This window comes from Bacillus safensis FO-36b (assembly GCF_000691165.1).
Taxonomy (GTDB): domain Bacteria; phylum Bacillota; class Bacilli; order Bacillales; family Bacillaceae; genus Bacillus; species Bacillus safensis.
The window spans coordinates 128609-145076 of record NZ_ASJD01000005.1 but is presented as its reverse complement, the minus strand read 5'-3'; the positions used below and the strand labels follow the sequence as shown (position 1 = coordinate 145076).

Here is a 16468-nt window from a genome sequence, read left to right as displayed (position 1 = left end):
ATATCAAGGGAGGAGATTGTCATTCGAATTTCAATCGTTACAGGCGGATCAAAAGGCTTTGGCTTAGCACTTGTGAACAGGCTGCTTTCACGCGGGGATCATGTGTACACAGCAGCAAGAAGTGCATCGCCCATATCCCATCCGAAGCTTACACATACCCAGGTTGATCTGACCGATGAAGAAGCAGCGGCCAAATGGATTCAAGATAGTCTCACGCCGCAAACTCTGGCAGATGCTGATGACATCTTACTTGTCAACAATGCAGGAATGGTCACACCTATCAAGCGCGTTGGACAAGGCGGACAGGATACGCTTCATCAGCATTACAAGCTGAATCTTGTCATTCCTGTTTTACTGAGCCATATGTTTGCTAAGCAGACTCAATCATTTAACGGAAAGAAAACGATCGTTCATCTTTCTTCTGGAGCGGCGAAAAACCCATATAAAGGCTGGAGTGCGTATTGCAGTTCAAAGGCAGGACTCGATATGTTTATGAGGACTTTTCATGAGGAACAACAGGACGAGGCGCATCCGATCAACACGTTTTCCTTTTCACCCGGCACGATCGATACAGATATGCAGGGGGAAATTCGGAAGTCCTCAAAACAAGACTTTGAACAAATAGACCGTTTTCAGCAATTATATGAAACAGGCACGCTGAAGAGCCCAGATGAAGTCGCAGGTATTTTGCTCGATCTTTTAGCGGATGATCCAGCTGGCGGATGTGTCTACGATGCACGTGAGTATGGGAAAAAGCAGTCATAACGACTGCTTTTTTCGTATTGTACAAGCAAAAACAGCTCATTTGACATAAGCTATTCTTGAGACTCATAGAAAATATAACAGAACATTTGAGTTTCTTTTCAGAATATGTTAGGATGCTAAAAATATAGATAAGGAGGGGTTTCCATGAGAAAGGTTACATTAATGGATGTTTACACCCATCCAGTCGCTCAAAAATATTTAAATCGGTCAGGAAAAGCCCATGCGATTGCTTGTGCTTATCACGCATTCAAACTGGCGGTGCAGGCTGGGATTAATCCAGATCTCGCTGTGAAAGCAGCCCTCTTGCATGACATCGGCCACTATGAATGGTATACAGCTGGCGGAGAATGGGATTACGAGACATATAGACGGAATGATATCCATGCCATTAAAGGCGCAGAGCGGGCTCACAAACTGCTCATACGCCTCGGTGAGGAACCAAAGGCAGCCAAAGATATTGCGCTTGCGATTCTGCTTCATACAGATTCATATTTGCCAGAGGGCGACCTTCATAAAGACACACTTCAGCAAATCGTCAAGAAGGCAGATGAAATGGATGAAGAGCCTGGCGGACATCACCATTACAGACAAATAGACGAATCACTTGCAATGAAAAAAATCACGGAATTGGATCAGAAAGTGCAGCAGGCACTTCAGCCTATGAAACGCTCTGTTTAGTATGGAATGTCTCCATGAATATTTCCATCCTGATCGACATACAATGTGCGAATAACGGTACGGTTAAATGCAGATGTACCTGATGCAGTGAGTCCGGTGTAATGAACCGTGACAGAATAAGCACCTTCTTTTTTCAATTCAACAGCGGATGAAGCAGTTGTTTTGAGTGGATGATCTTTTTGGGCATCCTTAAAGTAAAAGGTTTCTACTTTCTTGCTTAATCGTTTAATCAGACCGCTTGAATGGGTCGATGCATCATCCCCTGATTTCGCTGCCTCTGCTTTGATTTCGTCATTTAATGGTGAATCAAAGGATACGAGCAGCAAATAAGGAGCCTTTTTTCCTGAATTTGATCGAATCGTCCATTTTCCAGGAACGGGTTTATTGATTTGCACATGGTGCGAAAATGCGCCTTCATATGGGAAAGATGCTTCCGATGTCTTCAGATTTGTTAAGACGTCTCCATTTGGGGCGATGATTTCTGGCCGCGCCTCATGCCTTTCATTTAACCACTGAATCGATAAGCCATTCGTTCCTTCCTCTACATAGAACGCTTCTGTTTTATCCTTTTCACTTTCACCGCCTTTCACATAAACATCTGTATTCAGCTCAGTAGAGTTCGGGCTCTCTATATTTTCTTTTTCAGCGCTTGCGGCATTTGCCAGTAGCTGATGCTGAAACACAGGGAACATGCTTGTGCCGTTTTTAATGGAGTTGTGATCCCATTTCCCTGTTAAAATATTGTTTGCATATGATAGTCTTGTGCTGCTTACCGTGACGGCGCCATCATTTGCACCAAAGCTCTTTAAATACATGCCGCCTAAATACAGCACCCCGCCAAATGTTCCCCATTCCGATCCCGAATACGTGATGTATTTTTGAGGAAACTTCTCCAGCTTGTCGGTTTCACTTCGAAAAGCTGCCATGAGCCCCGTTTGCAAAGAATAGAGCGCGTCGCTTTTTTGTCCAAGAATTTCTGCGAGCCAGCTTCCGCCCTTGCTATACGCTAAATCTGCCAGCGGCGTCCCGTAATGAGGGGAGCCGAGTGTGATGACCTTCTCTACATATGGATGGGCATCGTGATACACGAGTGCGGACTGTGTATCCACCCCGCCTTTACTATGACCAATCACAATAAGTTTTCGACCGAACACATCATAGATTTCTTTTAACTTTTCTGCTAATAGTTTGCCATTCTTTTTCGTATCCTGATCTGGATACAAATCTATGAATGCGCTTTCGTATCCGTTCAGAACAGCTTGCTTTGCCATGTCGTTTCGGTCGAACCATGTGGAGGAGGAGCTGTTAATGCCGTGAACAAAAACAAGTGGTGGTTTTGACTCGTCTTTTTGAACCGGCTCTTCTCCTTTAAACCACTTTCCTGGTGTCCCAGGTTCATCTCCAATTGATCCTGCATACGCATAACTTGCAAAGGAAAAAAAGAGCATGACAGCAGCGAGACAGATGAGTTTTTTCAAGATCATTCACCTCTTCAAATGATTTAAGTTGTTGGCAGCACCAATCTATTATACTTCCGAAAAATGTAAAATTGAATAAAATGTTAAAATATGGTATTTGAGTTGTGGGTTTGCCCTGAGTGACATTCACATGGGTCATTGCATACGCTGTGGGTAAATACACAAGTAAAGGGGCAGGTAGGATGGCACAACAAGGAAGTCCGCAGCTTGTTTCATTAGTTGATCCATATGTTTATCAAACATTGCAGAAAGTGATCGGTATGAGATTGATTGTTCAAACAGTGAAAGATACAGTGCGCGGAAAATTGAAGGAAGTCATGCCGGATCATATTGTCATTGAGGCGGGGACAAAATCAGTTTTTTATGTGCGGATCCAGCAAATTGTATCGGTGATGCCTGATCACAGTGAAAGAGTGTAACAAGCAGACGCAAAGGTGTCTGCTTTTTTCACGCTTATAGAATGTATATCTGGAAAAAGTGCATGATATACCAATTGTTCTTTTTTTTACAAAAAATAAGGTTCTAAAACAAGAAGCAGTTGACAGAAGGTGGGTGGAATAGTAGTTTTTTAATAAGATCAATACGTAACAGGAGGAGCATCTTTGTTAAAATCTAAAGTTCATTTTTGGACATTCCAAATATTACTTGTTTTACTCATTGTTTATGTATCTACGAAGGTTTCGTTTTTATTTCAGCCGATTATTTTATTTGCATCTACCTTGTTTGTTCCCATCTTGCTGGCTGGAATTCTCTTTTTCATCTTTAATCCAATTGTTCGATTTTTGTCCAGGAAAATTCCTAGGACACTTGCTATCCTGATCATTTATCTTTTGTTCATCGGCCTCATCACGTTCATTGTGAATGCTGCGGGACCGGTTATTGTCACGCAGGTTGGTGGACTTGTCAAAAGCTTCCCTGGTTATGTGACGGATATGCAGAAATTTATCAACGACTTCTCGCATTCTAAAACATTTACTTGGATGATGAACCAAGATTATGTCTCCGTCTCGAAGTTTGAACAGACAATTGTTTCGACATTAAAAGGTTTGCCGGAAAATATTGCTTCAAGTATGTCTGCTGTGTTTGGTGTGATTGCCAATATTGCTTTAGCTGTGATCACAGTTCCGTTCATTTTGTTTTATATGTTGAAAGATGGACATAAGTTTCCGGACAAGCTCGTTCAATTTTTGCCAATGCCTTACCGTAAGGAAGGATTGAAAATCTTTAAAGAATTAAACGATACGCTTGCAGCTTACATACAAGGGCAGATTGTTGTCTGTTTATTTGTTGGAGTGGCTTGTTTTATCGGATACTTATTAATCGGTGTGAAATATGCGCTCATTCTCGGCATTATCATTGCGGTCACAAATGTGATTCCGTACCTTGGGCCATATCTTGGCGCGGCACCAGCTGTGCTTATTGCGTTTCTTGATTCGCCTGGAAAAGCGGTGGTGACAGTCATTGTCATTCTTGTCGTTCAGCAAATTGACGGAAATGTCATTTCTCCATTGATCATTGGGAAACGCCTCAACACACATCCTTTGACCATCATCCTGCTATTAATTGGGGCAGGAAGCTTTGGCGGAATCCTTGGCATGATTTTTGCGGTCCCTGTCTATGCACTGCTCAAAGCCATCACCTTGAATATTGTCAGATTGGTGCAGCTGCGTCAGCGATCTCGCAAAGAACAGCATTTAAACGTCTAGGACAGATGCACACTTTTTCCCTTCTTGCATAAGATGATTGAGATAAGCAGATAGGGGGAGATTCTGATGCCTGCAATCGTTGGACCTATTCATATCGAGTCGTTAGGAGGAAACGGTGCAGCTACTTTCGGTGATGTCCTGGCCATTGCTCCTTTGGCTGTAGACCACTCTACTGGCGGTGCGGGAGCCTTTAATTCAGGTGATTATATGTCACTTACAAGTGATCCGAATGCCACGATGCTTTGGGACTTTACATTGTTTGGCCAGCCTCAATCATTTAACGCATAGAAAGGCAGCTGATGGTCACAGATCAGCTGTCTTTTTTATTTTTCATACACGTATTTTTGAGCTGGGCATATGATGTGGGGAGAAAAGGTGGTGGAAAGATGCCAGCGATTGTTGGGCCTATTCATATTGACCGTGTGATTGGAAATGGTTCTGCACATTTCGGTGATGTTTTTGCCATTTCGCCAAAAAGTGTCGATCACTCCGCCGGTGGATCAGGTACCTATAATGCAGGGGACTTTGTCCAATTTTTTAGCAGTCCAAACGTTACGTTTATGTGGGATATAGACCTGATCAGCCAGCAAAAGAGCTTTAATGCATAGCCAGCTTTGAAAGGGAATTCCTTTTCAGAAGCTGTCTTTTTTTATGGTACAATGGATATGGATGTAAGAAGAAAAAAGAGGTGTGAACTGAGTCAAATGAAAATTAGAAAAGCACACATCACAAGCGGACAACCAAAGACCTACAATGTATATTTACATGAAAATAAAAAAGAATATAAAACGCTTGTAGCCGTACCTGACATTGAATGGAGTATTTCCATTGCGTATGAGTACGAAAAGGAGCAGCTCATCCATACGCTTGAACAATCCTTAATGGAAAGAGTAGAAACAGACGAAGCCCGTGACCTCGCACTCAAGATTGTGCACTGGGTCACAGAAATGTAAATTTAGAAACCAGGAGTGAACACAGCGATGAAAGAAGAATCCGTAGACTTTTATTTGCAGCAAGGGATATTTGGACATGCTGAAACAAAACCCGATGAACGAAGAATGTTTCTTGGTTCATTAAGGGAACGAGCGCTTCTCGCCCTGACAAAGGGACAGGTATCAAGAAATAAACCGTATCAAGAAGTCGAACAAATATTGAAGGCCAATCGCCAGGCCACAGTTCTATTAAATGGTGAACTTTCCTATGCTTCTTATTCTCAATATGTCAAAATGGCAAATGCCGCTGGATGTTCCTTTAAAGTGGTGAATCATCACGAAGCGCACTCTCCTTTTGGTCTTGTCATAGAGATGCCTGATGCGGTCAATCAGGAGCATATCTATATAGAGGATGAGCTGTTTCAAAAAGCTTTTTCTCATGAATCTGTTGAATAGGTTTCCCTAGTGAAATGAATAAGCTATAATGATTCAAAAGAGCATATGGGAGAGATGCGGATGGGCAAAGCGTTGATTTGTATAGATTATACAGTTGATTTTGTTGCAGACGATGGAAAACTGACATGCGGAAAGCCTGGACAGGCGATTGAGTCTAAGATCACAGAAATCACTTCTTCATTTATTGATGAAGGCCACTTTGTCGTCTTTGCTGTCGATCATCATGAAGAAGAGGACCCTTATCATCCAGAGACAAAGTTATTTCCGCCCCATAATATTCGCGGAACAGAGGGTATTGAACTTTATGGACAACTAAGTTCACTATTTCACACGTCAAAACATTTAAAACATGTCTACTATATGGAAAAAACAAGATACTCTGCTTTTGCAGGCACTCAATTAGAAATGAAACTGCGCGAGCGCGGCATCACGGAACTTCACTTAGCCGGCGTATGTACCGATATTTGTGTACTTCATACAGCTGTTGATGCGTACAATAAAGGCTTCGAACTTGTGATTCATCAAAATGCTGTGGCGAGTTTTAATGAAGCGGGGCACGAGTGGGCACTTTCTCACTTTGAGCAGTCGCTTGGTGCGAAAGTGGTTAAGTAAGGGAAGGAGAATGGAAGTTGGAGCATCGGTTTAATGACGACAGTTTATCACTACATACAGATCTTTATCAAATTAACATGGCAGAAACGTATTGGAGAGACGGCATTCATGAGAAGAAGGCAGTCTTTGAACTCTTCTTTAGAAAGCTTCCATTTGACAATGGCTTCGCTGTATTTGCTGGCTTAGAGAAAGCGATTGAATATTTATCGGACTTTTCCTTCACCGAAAGCGATCTAGCGTATTTAAAAGAAGAACTCGGTTATAAAAGCGATTTCATTGACTATTTAAGCGGATTGTCCTTTACAGGTACACTTCATTCAATGCGAGAAGGGGAAATTGTCTTTGCGAATGAACCGATTATGCGCATCGAGGCAACGCTTGTTGAAGCTCAGTTAATCGAAACGGCATTGCTCAATATCGTGAATTTCCAGACGCTGATTGCAACAAAAGCGGCCCGGATTAAAGGAATCATAGAAGATGAGACAGCATTAGAATTCGGAACAAGACGTGCGCATGAAATGGATGCAGCGATGTGGGGAGCAAGAGCGGCACTCATCGGCGGCTTTCAGGCGACAAGTAATGTTCGTGCTGGGAAACGCTTCAACATACCAGTATCAGGAACACATGCCCACGCACTTGTACAAGCATACCGCGATGAATATACGGCATTTAAAAAATATGCTGAAACACATACAGACTGCGTCTTTTTAGTCGATACGTATGATACCGTCAGATCAGGTATTCCGAATGCGATTAAGGTAGCGAAAGAATTTGGAGATAAAATCAACTTCATTGGTGTCAGACTTGATAGCGGAGACCTTGCATACTTGTCTAAAAAAGCTAGAACAATGCTTGATGAAGCAGGTTTCCATGATGCCAAAGTCATTGCATCAAGCGATCTTGATGAACACACCATTATGAATTTAAAGGCACAGGGCGCCAAAATTGATGTGTGGGGTGTTGGGACAAAACTGATCACAGCATTCGATCAGCCAGCCCTCGGTGCAGTATATAAGCTGGTGTCCATTGAAGAAAACGGCAAAATGAATGATACCATCAAAATTTCATCCAACCCAGAGAAAGTGACAACACCAGGCCGTAAACGTGTGTACCGGATTATCAATCAATTGAATCATCATTCTGAGGGCGACTACATTGCACTTGAAGAGGAAGATGTTCATAGTGAGGACAAACTAAAAATGTTCCATCCTGTGCATACGTTTATTAGTAAATTCGTGACAAACTTTGTGGCGAAAGATCTTCACGTCCCGATTTTTGATCAAGGAAAACTTGTCTATGACAATCCAGATATTCAAACGATTCAAGCCTACGTGCAGGACAGTCTTGGACTCTTCTGGGAGGAATACAAACGAATCAGCAAACCAGAAGAATATCCAGTCGATTTGAGTCAAAAATGCTGGGATAATAAAATGCAGTTTATCCATGATGTGAAAAATAAAATCAAAAAAGAGCTTTATGAAAGCGAATGATTTAAAGAAAGGGAGACCATCAAGCCAAGTGGTCTCTTTTTTTTATTTTGACCGATTGAAATTGAACTAAAAGCGCAATCATTTGGTATACTGAAAGCACATCTTGTTTGTCATGGCATAAAGGAGGATTGGAGCAGTTGAGGGTGTTTGTTGCGAGACAGCCTATTTTTAACAGAAAAGAACAAGTCGTATCATATGAGCTGCTTTATAGAGATAGTGAAACCAATACATATAGCGCTGAAGACGGTGATCAAGCGACAACGGACCTCATTATCAACAGTTTTCTAAATATCGGCATCGAAACACTGACAGAAGGAAAACGATGCTACATTAATTTCACCGAAAGCTTGCTTTCATCTGATCTGCTCACCTATTTTGATCCGCATCAGCTTGTGATCGAGATATTAGAAAATGTACCGATTACCCCGGCACTTATTATGAGATGTAAGCAGTTAAAAAAATGGGGATATACGATTGCACTCGATGATTTCTTCCTAAACGGAACACATTATAGTGACAAGCTGCTTGAGGAACTCCTCTACTGCATAGATATTTTAAAAATTGACTTTCTGAAAACCACAACGCAAGAACGAAGAGATATTCTGCATTCGTATAAAAAGTATCGCCTTCGATTCCTAGCAGAAAAGGTAGAAACGAGAAGAGAATATGAAGAGGCGCTTGAAGCGGGCTTCCACTTGTTTCAAGGGTATTTCTTTAGTGAGCCGCATGTGATATCGGGACGAGCATTATCAACCAGCTTCCATGCGTATCATCAGCTTTTAAATGAGTTAAGCAAGGACCAGCCGAATATCCAGACCGTGACCCATTTTATTGAAAGTGACCTTTCGCTATCATATCAATTATTAAAAATGCTGAATTCAGGCGGCATGAGACGTCTTTATCAAATTAAAAGTATCCGGCAGGCGATTATCCTGCTTGGGTTTAATGAAATTCGGCGCTGGATCTTTATCCTTTCATTTAAAGAACTGAATGTCCAAGCTAATTCAAGCCAAAAAGAAATCATCAAAATGTCATTCATTCGTGCCAAAACGTGTGAACTGATTGCTTCTCGTACTGAACGAGAGCACCCCGCCTCTTATATGCTGACAGGTATGTTTTCTCTGATTGATACGCTTGTCAGGGCAGATATCACAGAACTTGTGAAGGAACTGCCGCTTTCTGATGAAGTTGGCGAGGCACTGCTTGGCTATGAAAATGATTATTCTTTTGTACTAGGTGTGGCCAAACGTATTGAACGAAATGAATGGGATGATGAGATGTTAGATGGAAATCTCCCGAAACAGGAAGCCTATGGCTGTTATATAGAAGCCATTGAATGGTGCCATAAAATGTTTGAATCTTAAGAAAAGCCGCTCGCGTGAGAGCGGCTTTTTCTTTGTCATGCCCACTTTAAAAGAAGGAAAAGTCTGCTGGAGGCAAGAGACAAGTAGATTCGAATCCCTTCTGGACTAAAGCGGATATCAATGCCGCTTTTCACACCGATTTGCTTCAGCATTCGGACGACACTTGTTGAATCAGAGCGCTCAGCAGCCTCCATGATGCGCTGCGCAAACGGAAGGGAGCTTGAAATTTGCTGTGTAATGAGTGAAGCATCAGCAACGAGGCGGGCTGATTCTTTTGCGGCTCGTTGAAATGAGTGGGCATCTACTGGAGGAAAAGTCATTGGCGTGCGCGGCGGGTATGCGCGGCTCATTGCGGGAACCTGCAAAGCAGGATAAGGAACATAGTAAAACACATGGTCACCTCTTCTCTCATTGACGTGAAATTGGACGGATATCTGTTCTAAATGTATGTAGAAAATCAGAATAAAGAATCAAAATGATCTTTCTATCTTTGTAATTCCAGCATAAAAATAGGTACTTTTGCGGTCAATTTCGGTGAATGTCGCCAAAAAATTGCGGTGTCCACAATAGCATCTGTCGTCTGACCTATGACACGCAAAACCGAAGATACAGAGGGGATCGTACGTTCTATCGGGAGAGAAGTGTGACGAATGATGCTTATTCCTGTCGCAAAAATGACGCAATTCCTTTGAAATTGAGATAAAAGTATGATTTGAAAAGTCAGAAAATGATGAAAAAAGACCTATTGAATTTTGCGGTATCGCGCACACGTTTTGTGTATACTTTTCGGTGAAAAAATACTCAATTACATTTACACTGTTAGTAACAGATCAAATACTTATGACCCAATCACCATACACAAATACATTGATCTTCCAAAAAAGGAGAGTGGAATCGATGGAAAAGTATGAAATCGAAGAACTTAAACAATTATTATGGAAACTTGAAAACGAAATCAGAGAAACAACGGCTTCTCTTCATAACATTAACAAAAGCATTGATCAATACGACAAATATGAATATGTGAAAATTTCTTAAAGACTTGATAATCATCAAGTCTTTTTTTTATCCAAATACATACAAAAAAAGGATATATTATTATATAATTGTTAAATAGTGATGTCAGTGGACATTTGCTCATGTCTTTTTAGTAAAATAAAAGGCGGAAGGGTGAGGTACAAGATCGAGTATGCTAAACTATCTAGAGAATACAAAAATCAAGCAGAATATGTCTGATTTTATTCAACATGCAGTCAGGCAGAATGATTTACAAAAGCTGCTTTTGAAATTTACAGATAGAAAAAAAGAATTTCCTCTTGGTCAATTAGCTTATCAGCATTATGAGGCATTTGACGGACAAGACAAGCAAGCGATTACAAAACTGGCAGCAGGGATTGAACTTCTCATCTTAGCTGCCGATATATTAGATGATATTGAAGATCAGGACAATGATTCGTATCCTTGGATGAACGTCGACCAAGGAGTGGCCATCAATGCTTCTACGTATTTGTATACGGTGAGTATTCAATTCATCACGTCAATATGTGAAAATAATTCTCAACTAGTAGAGAAACTGTTCCATTTCATCAAAATGTCAATGGAAGGTCAGCATGAGGATTTGCGACATTTGCATGGAACAGAAGAAGAGTGTGTAGAGGTTTTAAGGAAAAAATCAGGATCTTTAACAGCTCTTTCTAGCGTACTGGGTGTTTATTTAGCGACAGGAAAAATAAACGCTACTGTGGAATCTTATTCGATATATTATGGTGTTGCTGAACAGATCAGTAACGATTTTTTTGCGTTATTTTCAAAATCAAACGGAGATTTTCAAAAAAAACAAACGCTGGCATTCAGTTATTTACAAAGACGTTTTAACGATGCCAGTCAAGAGCTTCTTTCCTTCTTTTCTAAGCGGCTGGATGAGTCAGAGCAAAAGTCGTTTCAATTGAAGCAGAAGTTACTTGAAGCTGGTTTGACTCAGTACATGGTATCGATGAGAGAGATTATGCTGTTAAAAATGAAGCGAGGAATTGAACAACTTGATTTACCTAAAACGAAGAAGGAACAATTATATGCATTTATGACAAAGGAGGGCAATGATTGAACATTCAAAATGTTATTGCATATTTAGTCAAAAATCCTGGTGTTGTGAATGAATTGGACTTAGGGAATGCAAGTTTAATTCACACAGATGAGCAAACCATGCAAGCAATCATTCAGGGGATTAAAAAAGGGCAAATGTCTGCAGATTATATATGGTACTATAAATGATACTATTCATTTAAAAATGATTTAAAAGTTCTCCAGTTAAGGATGTTTTATACATGAAGATAACTTATACGAAACTATCTGCTTTTTTGGTTTTTCTGTCTTTTTTATTTGTGATCTATGTTTCATATATTTATGTATTTGATATTTTTAATGGAGCACGTGTAGCGGAGAACAAGAACGGTCAAGCAGAAGTTGTCAAAGTTGAATATCTTTCTTTAGCCTACACATCAGGATTAGAAGAAGGAGATATTATACTTAAAATCAATGGGGAACCTGCTAACAACAAAGATCATTTGATCAATGGTGAGCTTAGGAATGTGCAAAGAATTGATATTCAAAGAGGCAACCAAATGATCACCCTAAAAAATAAGACATTGATTGGCCAAGAGAGTTTATTTGTCTATATAATTCCTCTCATCCTGTATTCAATTTGTTTATTTTGTATCTTCTTTATCATTCGAATTAACAAAGAGGCTCAACGAAAATCAGCATTTCTTTTAGTTGTATTTTTATTAACGATTTGTATCGGATATCTTAGTGCAGGTACTTCAGGTATTGGTGAGAGATTTAGCCATTATGTGATCGTATTTTGTTTATCAAGTGTATTTATCTTTTATATTCACTTCATTTATCAATATTTCAAAGAGTTTGACCTGCATATTACGACTCAAAAAACGATTCGCTTTTTATATAGTCTTCCTATAATTAATCTAGTAATAGAGTTATTTGTTCCAATTGATTCGGCGTTAGCCAGATACATGCCAAGTTTAAATCTTTTATTCTTTTTCGCTTCTATTATCATGTCATTCAAAGTGATTATCAATGGAATGCGGAAATATAAAGAGACAGAGCAGGGGTCTGTTTTAAAGTTTTTTGTCATGATAAACATCATAGCATTTTGTCCATTTATCTTTTTGTTTGCAATTCCATATGTTTTGTTTCGTATTTATGTGGTAGATCCCTTTTTCTTAACTTCTTTTGTCTTGCTCATTCCTTTTTCACTCGTGTATCAATTTATGACGAACAAGCTTTACAATATGGATTTTTTGATAAGCAGACTGAAATACTATGGGTTTCTTGCCATTACACCGACCGTTTTTGTTGTTGTCACGTTTTACATTCTGCAAAAGCCAGAAGATTTGAAGTACACACTGAAGCTCGCATTAATCACCTATACACTCATGCTGGCTGTATTCTATTTCAAAGAAATTCTAGATTTCCGCTTCCGTCTGAAGCGTTTTTCAGAAAAGTATAATTACCAAGACAGCGTGTTTAAATTTACACAGCTTATTCGTGAGGCGTCATCACTTCATCAAGTGCTGTATCATTTGAAATACACCATTTTAGAAGTGCTAGTTGTGAATAAAGCCTTTGTGCTTGAGGTGAAGGCTGATGGACAAATTATTGAAATTGATGAGTCAACAAATGATAGTAAGCTATGGAAAGAATACGTGGATCAATTTCAAGATATTTTAGGTGAAGTTGGTAAAATCATCGAGCTTGATAAAGGGTTTATGATGAAAATTGGCGAGCGGGGCGGTCACTCGTTTATGATTTGCTGCTTATCCAATATACAGACACCGAAATTGACCCGCGATGAAATCTCATGGCTGAAAACATTGGCCTTTTATACAAGTGTCAGTTTAGAAAATGTCGTCAAGATCGAAGAATTGATGGAGCACCTTGACGATTTGAAACAGCGCGAGGCCAATCCTGCATGGTTGAAGAAAATCATGTTTGCTATGGAAGAAAAGCAGCGTTCAGATTTAGCGAGAGATCTTCATGATTCCGTGCTGCAGGACTTGATATCACTAAAAAGGCAGTCGGAGATGTTTTTAACGAATTTCCAAAACAACCAATGCCCGACATCTATTGAAAATTCGCTTATCTCATGGAATGATCAAATGTCCAAAGTGATTCAAACGACGAGAGAAACGTGTCATGAGCTTCGGCCGCAGCTGCTGTATGATTTAGGTTTAGTAAAGGCGATATCGAAGCTGACTTCTCAAATCCAAGAGGAAGCACCGTTTCATATTAGGTTGAATACGACACGCTTTGATAAAGAATTGGACATTGATATTGATTCACAGCTGAATATTTACCGAATTGTTCAGGAGCTGTTATCCAACGCCCTGAAGCACTCAAAAGCCACTCAAGTGTTAGTGATGCTGATTTGTATTAAAGATCAGGTTGTTCTTCACTATGAGGATGATGGAGTCGGTTTTGATGCCAGTCATCTTGATCAGCATACAATGAGCATGGGTCTGTCGGGAATTAGAGAAAGAGTGAAAGCGTTAAATGGAAAGCTTCAAATTCACACAGCCCCGGAAAAAGGGCTCAAGGTGAAAATTGAAATGGAATTGTAACGATTTATTAAGGATTAAGACTTGGCATCAGCCAAGTCTTTTATATAAAATGGAAGTGAGTGATTTAAAGGGAGGAAGACATGAAGAAGATATTGGTCATTGATGATCATCCGGCTGTCATGGAAGGGACAAAAAGCATATTAGAATCAGACCAGCAGCTATCAGTCGATTGTTTAAGTCCTGATGCAGAAGCCGCTTTTTTAAAGACGCATGACTTTTCCATCTATGATGTGATTTTAATGGATTTAAATCTCGGGGATATCAATGGAATGGACATTGCGAAACAAATTTTAGAAACCAACCATCAAGTGAAAATTATCATTTATACAGGGTATGAAGTAGATGATTATTTTGAAGAGGCTATTCGGGCTGGATTACACGGTGCAATTAGTAAAACAGAGACGAAAGACAAAATTATTGAATACATACACCGCACATTGCAAGGGGAAGTTGTCATTCAGCTGTCCTATTTAAAGAAATTAATTTCACAGCAGCAAGAAAAGCCAGAACAGGCGCAGCAGACTGATCACGAGCTCTTAACCGAACGGGAGTGTTTGATTCTTAGAGAAGTGGAAAAAGGATACACGAACCAGGAGATTGCCGATGTGCTTCATTTGAGCAAACGGTCAATTGAGTACAGTTTGACATCCATCTTTAATAAACTGAATGTTGGATCTCGTACAGAAGCGGTGTTAATTGCCAAGTCTGAAAGTGTGCTGTAAACGTGTGAAGGGAGAGGGCCTTAATGGATGTGAGCGGATCAAATACACTGCTTGAGGCACTAGGCATTGAGATTGTAGAGTGCAATAAATCACGATGCGTTGCAACAATGCCAGTCGATCACAGAACAAAACAGCCATTTGGACTGCTGCACGGAGGAGCATCTGCTGCTCTAGCAGAAACAGTGGCGAGCATGGGGGCTGCTGCTCATTTGGACTTAACGCAGCAAGTTTGCTCAGGTATTGAAATCAATGCCAATCATTTAAAATCTGTACGCGGTGGAGTGGTGACAGCGACAGCTGTTCCAGTACATGTAGGACGGCGTACAATGGTATTTCAAATCGATATAAAAGATGATCGAGACCGGCACATCTGTACGTCAAGATGCACACTTGCTGTCATTGATCGCATATAAAAAAGCTCCCGGTGCAGCGGAAGCTTTTTTTTATGCTGTTGCGCGATAAAAAAAGAATGGCCCAACATGGCAGGCCATTCTTTTTTGCTTTTTATAAATAAGAATCTTCTTTTCGCTTAATCACAAAGTTACGGAAACCGCCATAATCATCTTGGACACTGCGCTTGTCGAGCTTAACACCAGTATTGTACGCGGCTCTTCCGATCAAGTGCGCGCCGACTGGTGCTGTCAGGAAGATGAATACGATCCCGAGAAGGATTTTTGCAGAAATAACGCCTGCAAGAAACCATTCGTGAAAAAACACACCTACTAAAATCAGAACAACGCCAAGGGTCGATGCTTTTGATGCAGCATGCATACGTGTGTAAACATCCGGCAGGCGAAGGACACCAATGGCTGAAATTAAACAGAGGATAGCGCCTAGCAGGATAAAGAAAATCACGATGGCTTTAGCGATGACGATCATTTTCAATCACTTCCCCTTTCTCAAGGAATTTGGAAAAAGCGACAGTACCGATAAAGGCAAGGATGCCGAGCAGTAAAATAATCTCAAAGAATGCAGTGGTTTTCAGTAAAATTGAAACGATGGCTGTCATCCCAATTAAATTGATTCCTATCGCATCAAGTGCACTCACGCGATCAGGAATAGAGGGACCTTTGATCACTCGTATCACAAAAAGCAAAGTAGACAGCGCAAGAATGCCAAGTGACATTTGCAAAATGAGTTCCATTACTTACCGCTCACCTCCTGAATCGCTTTTTCAAATGAAACCCGGATATCGTGAATGGCTTTTTCAGCATCTTCAATATCCATCGCATGAATGTATAAAATGGACCGATCATCGGAAATATCAATCACTAGTGTACCTGGTGTCAATGTAATCATATTTGCCAGTATGGTGATTTCCCAATCTGTTTTCAAGTCCGTACGAAAGGCGAAAATACCGGGCTTAATCGTGAGCTTTGGAGATAATACGGTCTTTAATACACTTAAATTGGCAAGAAGCAGCTCGCGAATAAAAATGATGATCAGCTTGAAAATCGCATAAAGGGCATAGCCGTAAAAACGCTGCGGGAAAAATCGACGCAGCATAAAAATGGCGATCATCCCTAATGCAAAACCTGATACAAAGTCTGCGGCTCTGTATGTATCATTCATAAACATCCATGTAAAGGCGAGGAGTGCGTTTAGTAATATTTGAAAGGCCATGTTCA

The 16468-nt window shown here is 40.4% G+C and carries 22 protein-coding genes; 17 read left to right on the top strand and 5 right to left on the bottom strand.

Features of this window, described 5'->3' with window-relative positions; all coding sequences use genetic code 11:
• Positions 1-21 precede the first annotated feature (21 nt).
• Positions 22-765, top strand: coding sequence for a (S)-benzoin forming benzil reductase (locus BA81_RS12885; protein ID WP_034282708.1), 744 nt, complete (start codon positions 22-24; stop codon positions 763-765).
• A 144-nt stretch (positions 766-909) separates the two neighbouring features.
• Positions 910-1443, top strand: a complete 534-nt coding sequence (locus BA81_RS12880) for an HD domain-containing protein (RefSeq protein ID WP_024423336.1) — start codon at positions 910-912, stop codon at positions 1441-1443.
• Here the strand turns inward: BA81_RS12880 and BA81_RS12875 are convergent.
• Positions 1440-2927 (bottom strand): esterase/lipase family protein, encoded by a 1488-nt coding sequence (locus BA81_RS12875; protein ID WP_227001681.1) that lies wholly within the window; start codon positions 2925-2927, stop codon positions 1440-1442. The two genes, BA81_RS12880 and BA81_RS12875, sit on opposite strands and share 4 nt — an antisense overlap.
• A gap of 176 nt (positions 2928-3103) precedes the next feature.
• On the opposite strand from BA81_RS12875, the gene BA81_RS12870 reads away from it, so the two are divergent.
• The 9 genes from BA81_RS12870 (at position 3104) to BA81_RS12830 (ending at position 9481) form a co-directional block, all read left to right on the top strand.
• Positions 3104-3340, top strand: coding sequence for a YuzF family protein (locus BA81_RS12870; RefSeq protein WP_034282580.1), 237 nt, complete (start codon positions 3104-3106; stop codon positions 3338-3340).
• Between the two features lie 183 nt (positions 3341-3523).
• Positions 3524-4627, top strand: a complete 1104-nt coding sequence (locus BA81_RS12865; RefSeq protein WP_034282578.1) for an AI-2E family transporter — start codon at positions 3524-3526, stop codon at positions 4625-4627.
• 66 nt (positions 4628-4693) lie between these two features.
• Positions 4694-4915, top strand: coding sequence for a spore germination protein (locus tag BA81_RS12860; RefSeq protein WP_003213446.1), 222 nt, complete (start codon positions 4694-4696; stop codon positions 4913-4915).
• Positions 4916-5013: 98 nt separating this feature from the next.
• Positions 5014-5235, top strand: coding sequence for a spore germination protein (locus BA81_RS12855; protein WP_024425952.1), 222 nt, complete (start codon positions 5014-5016; stop codon positions 5233-5235).
• A 96-nt stretch (positions 5236-5331) separates the two neighbouring features.
• Positions 5332-5580 carry a YueH family protein gene (locus BA81_RS12850; RefSeq protein WP_034282707.1) on the top strand — a complete coding sequence of 83 codons (249 nt, stop codon included), beginning with the start codon at positions 5332-5334 and terminating at the stop codon, positions 5578-5580.
• Between the two features lie 27 nt (positions 5581-5607).
• Positions 5608-6015, top strand: a complete 408-nt coding sequence (locus tag BA81_RS12845; RefSeq protein WP_034282575.1) for a YueI family protein — start codon at positions 5608-5610, stop codon at positions 6013-6015.
• A gap of 60 nt (positions 6016-6075) precedes the next feature.
• Positions 6076-6627, top strand: coding sequence for a cysteine hydrolase family protein (locus tag BA81_RS12840; protein WP_024425949.1), 552 nt, complete (start codon positions 6076-6078; stop codon positions 6625-6627).
• Positions 6628-6644: 17 nt separating this feature from the next.
• Complete coding sequence (locus tag BA81_RS12835; RefSeq protein WP_034282574.1) at positions 6645-8117, top strand: nicotinate phosphoribosyltransferase; 1473 nt, start codon at positions 6645-6647, stop codon at positions 8115-8117.
• A gap of 137 nt (positions 8118-8254) precedes the next feature.
• Complete coding sequence (locus BA81_RS12830; protein WP_024423326.1) at positions 8255-9481, top strand: EAL and HDOD domain-containing protein; 1227 nt, start codon at positions 8255-8257, stop codon at positions 9479-9481.
• Positions 9482-9516: 35 nt separating this feature from the next.
• Here BA81_RS12830 and BA81_RS12825 read toward each other — a convergent pair whose 3' ends face one another.
• Complete coding sequence (locus BA81_RS12825; RefSeq protein WP_034282571.1) at positions 9517-9873, bottom strand: YuzC family spore coat inner layer protein; 357 nt, start codon at positions 9871-9873, stop codon at positions 9517-9519.
• 505 nt (positions 9874-10378) lie between these two features.
• Between BA81_RS12825 and degQ the strand changes: the two genes are divergently transcribed.
• The 6 genes from degQ to BA81_RS12795 all read left to right on the top strand — a co-directional run bounded on the left by degQ (position 10379) and on the right by BA81_RS12795 (position 15253).
• Complete coding sequence (gene degQ, locus BA81_RS12820; protein WP_003213123.1) at positions 10379-10519, top strand: degradation enzyme regulation protein DegQ; 141 nt, start codon at positions 10379-10381, stop codon at positions 10517-10519.
• 151 nt (positions 10520-10670) lie between these two features.
• On the top strand, positions 10671-11585 hold the full coding sequence (locus BA81_RS12815; protein WP_034282569.1) for a polyprenyl synthetase family protein: 915 nt from the start codon (positions 10671-10673) through the stop codon (positions 11583-11585).
• Positions 11582-11752, top strand: a complete 171-nt coding sequence (comX, locus tag BA81_RS19335; RefSeq protein WP_073207246.1) for a competence pheromone ComX — start codon at positions 11582-11584, stop codon at positions 11750-11752. Before BA81_RS12815 ends, comX begins: the two co-directional genes overlap by 4 nt.
• A gap of 53 nt (positions 11753-11805) precedes the next feature.
• Complete coding sequence (locus BA81_RS12805; protein WP_034282568.1) at positions 11806-14118, top strand: ATP-binding protein; 2313 nt, start codon at positions 11806-11808, stop codon at positions 14116-14118.
• 80 nt (positions 14119-14198) lie between these two features.
• Positions 14199-14840: a two-component system response regulator ComA gene (gene comA / locus BA81_RS12800; protein WP_034282566.1), complete on the top strand. Its 642-nt coding sequence runs from the start codon at positions 14199-14201 to the stop codon at positions 14838-14840.
• Positions 14841-14863: 23 nt separating this feature from the next.
• Positions 14864-15253, top strand: coding sequence for a hotdog fold thioesterase (locus BA81_RS12795; RefSeq protein WP_034282564.1), 390 nt, complete (start codon positions 14864-14866; stop codon positions 15251-15253).
• 91 nt (positions 15254-15344) lie between these two features.
• On the opposite strand, the gene mnhG is transcribed toward BA81_RS12795, so the two are convergent.
• The 3 genes from mnhG to BA81_RS12780 are packed head-to-tail and all read right to left on the bottom strand — an operon-like array spanning position 15345 to position 16463.
• Positions 15345-15719 carry a monovalent cation/H(+) antiporter subunit G gene (gene mnhG, locus BA81_RS12790; RefSeq protein WP_024423320.1) on the bottom strand — a complete coding sequence of 125 codons (375 nt, stop codon included), beginning with the start codon at positions 15717-15719 and terminating at the stop codon, positions 15345-15347.
• Positions 15703-15984 carry a Na(+)/H(+) antiporter subunit F1 gene (locus BA81_RS12785; RefSeq protein ID WP_024425942.1) on the bottom strand — a complete coding sequence of 94 codons (282 nt, stop codon included), beginning with the start codon at positions 15982-15984 and terminating at the stop codon, positions 15703-15705. The genes mnhG and BA81_RS12785 overlap by 17 nt, the downstream gene beginning before the upstream one ends.
• Positions 15984-16463 (bottom strand): Na+/H+ antiporter subunit E, encoded by a 480-nt coding sequence (locus tag BA81_RS12780; RefSeq protein ID WP_024425941.1) that lies wholly within the window; start codon positions 16461-16463, stop codon positions 15984-15986. Before BA81_RS12780 ends, BA81_RS12785 begins: the two co-directional genes overlap by 1 nt.
• Positions 16464-16468: the final 5 nt, after the last annotated feature.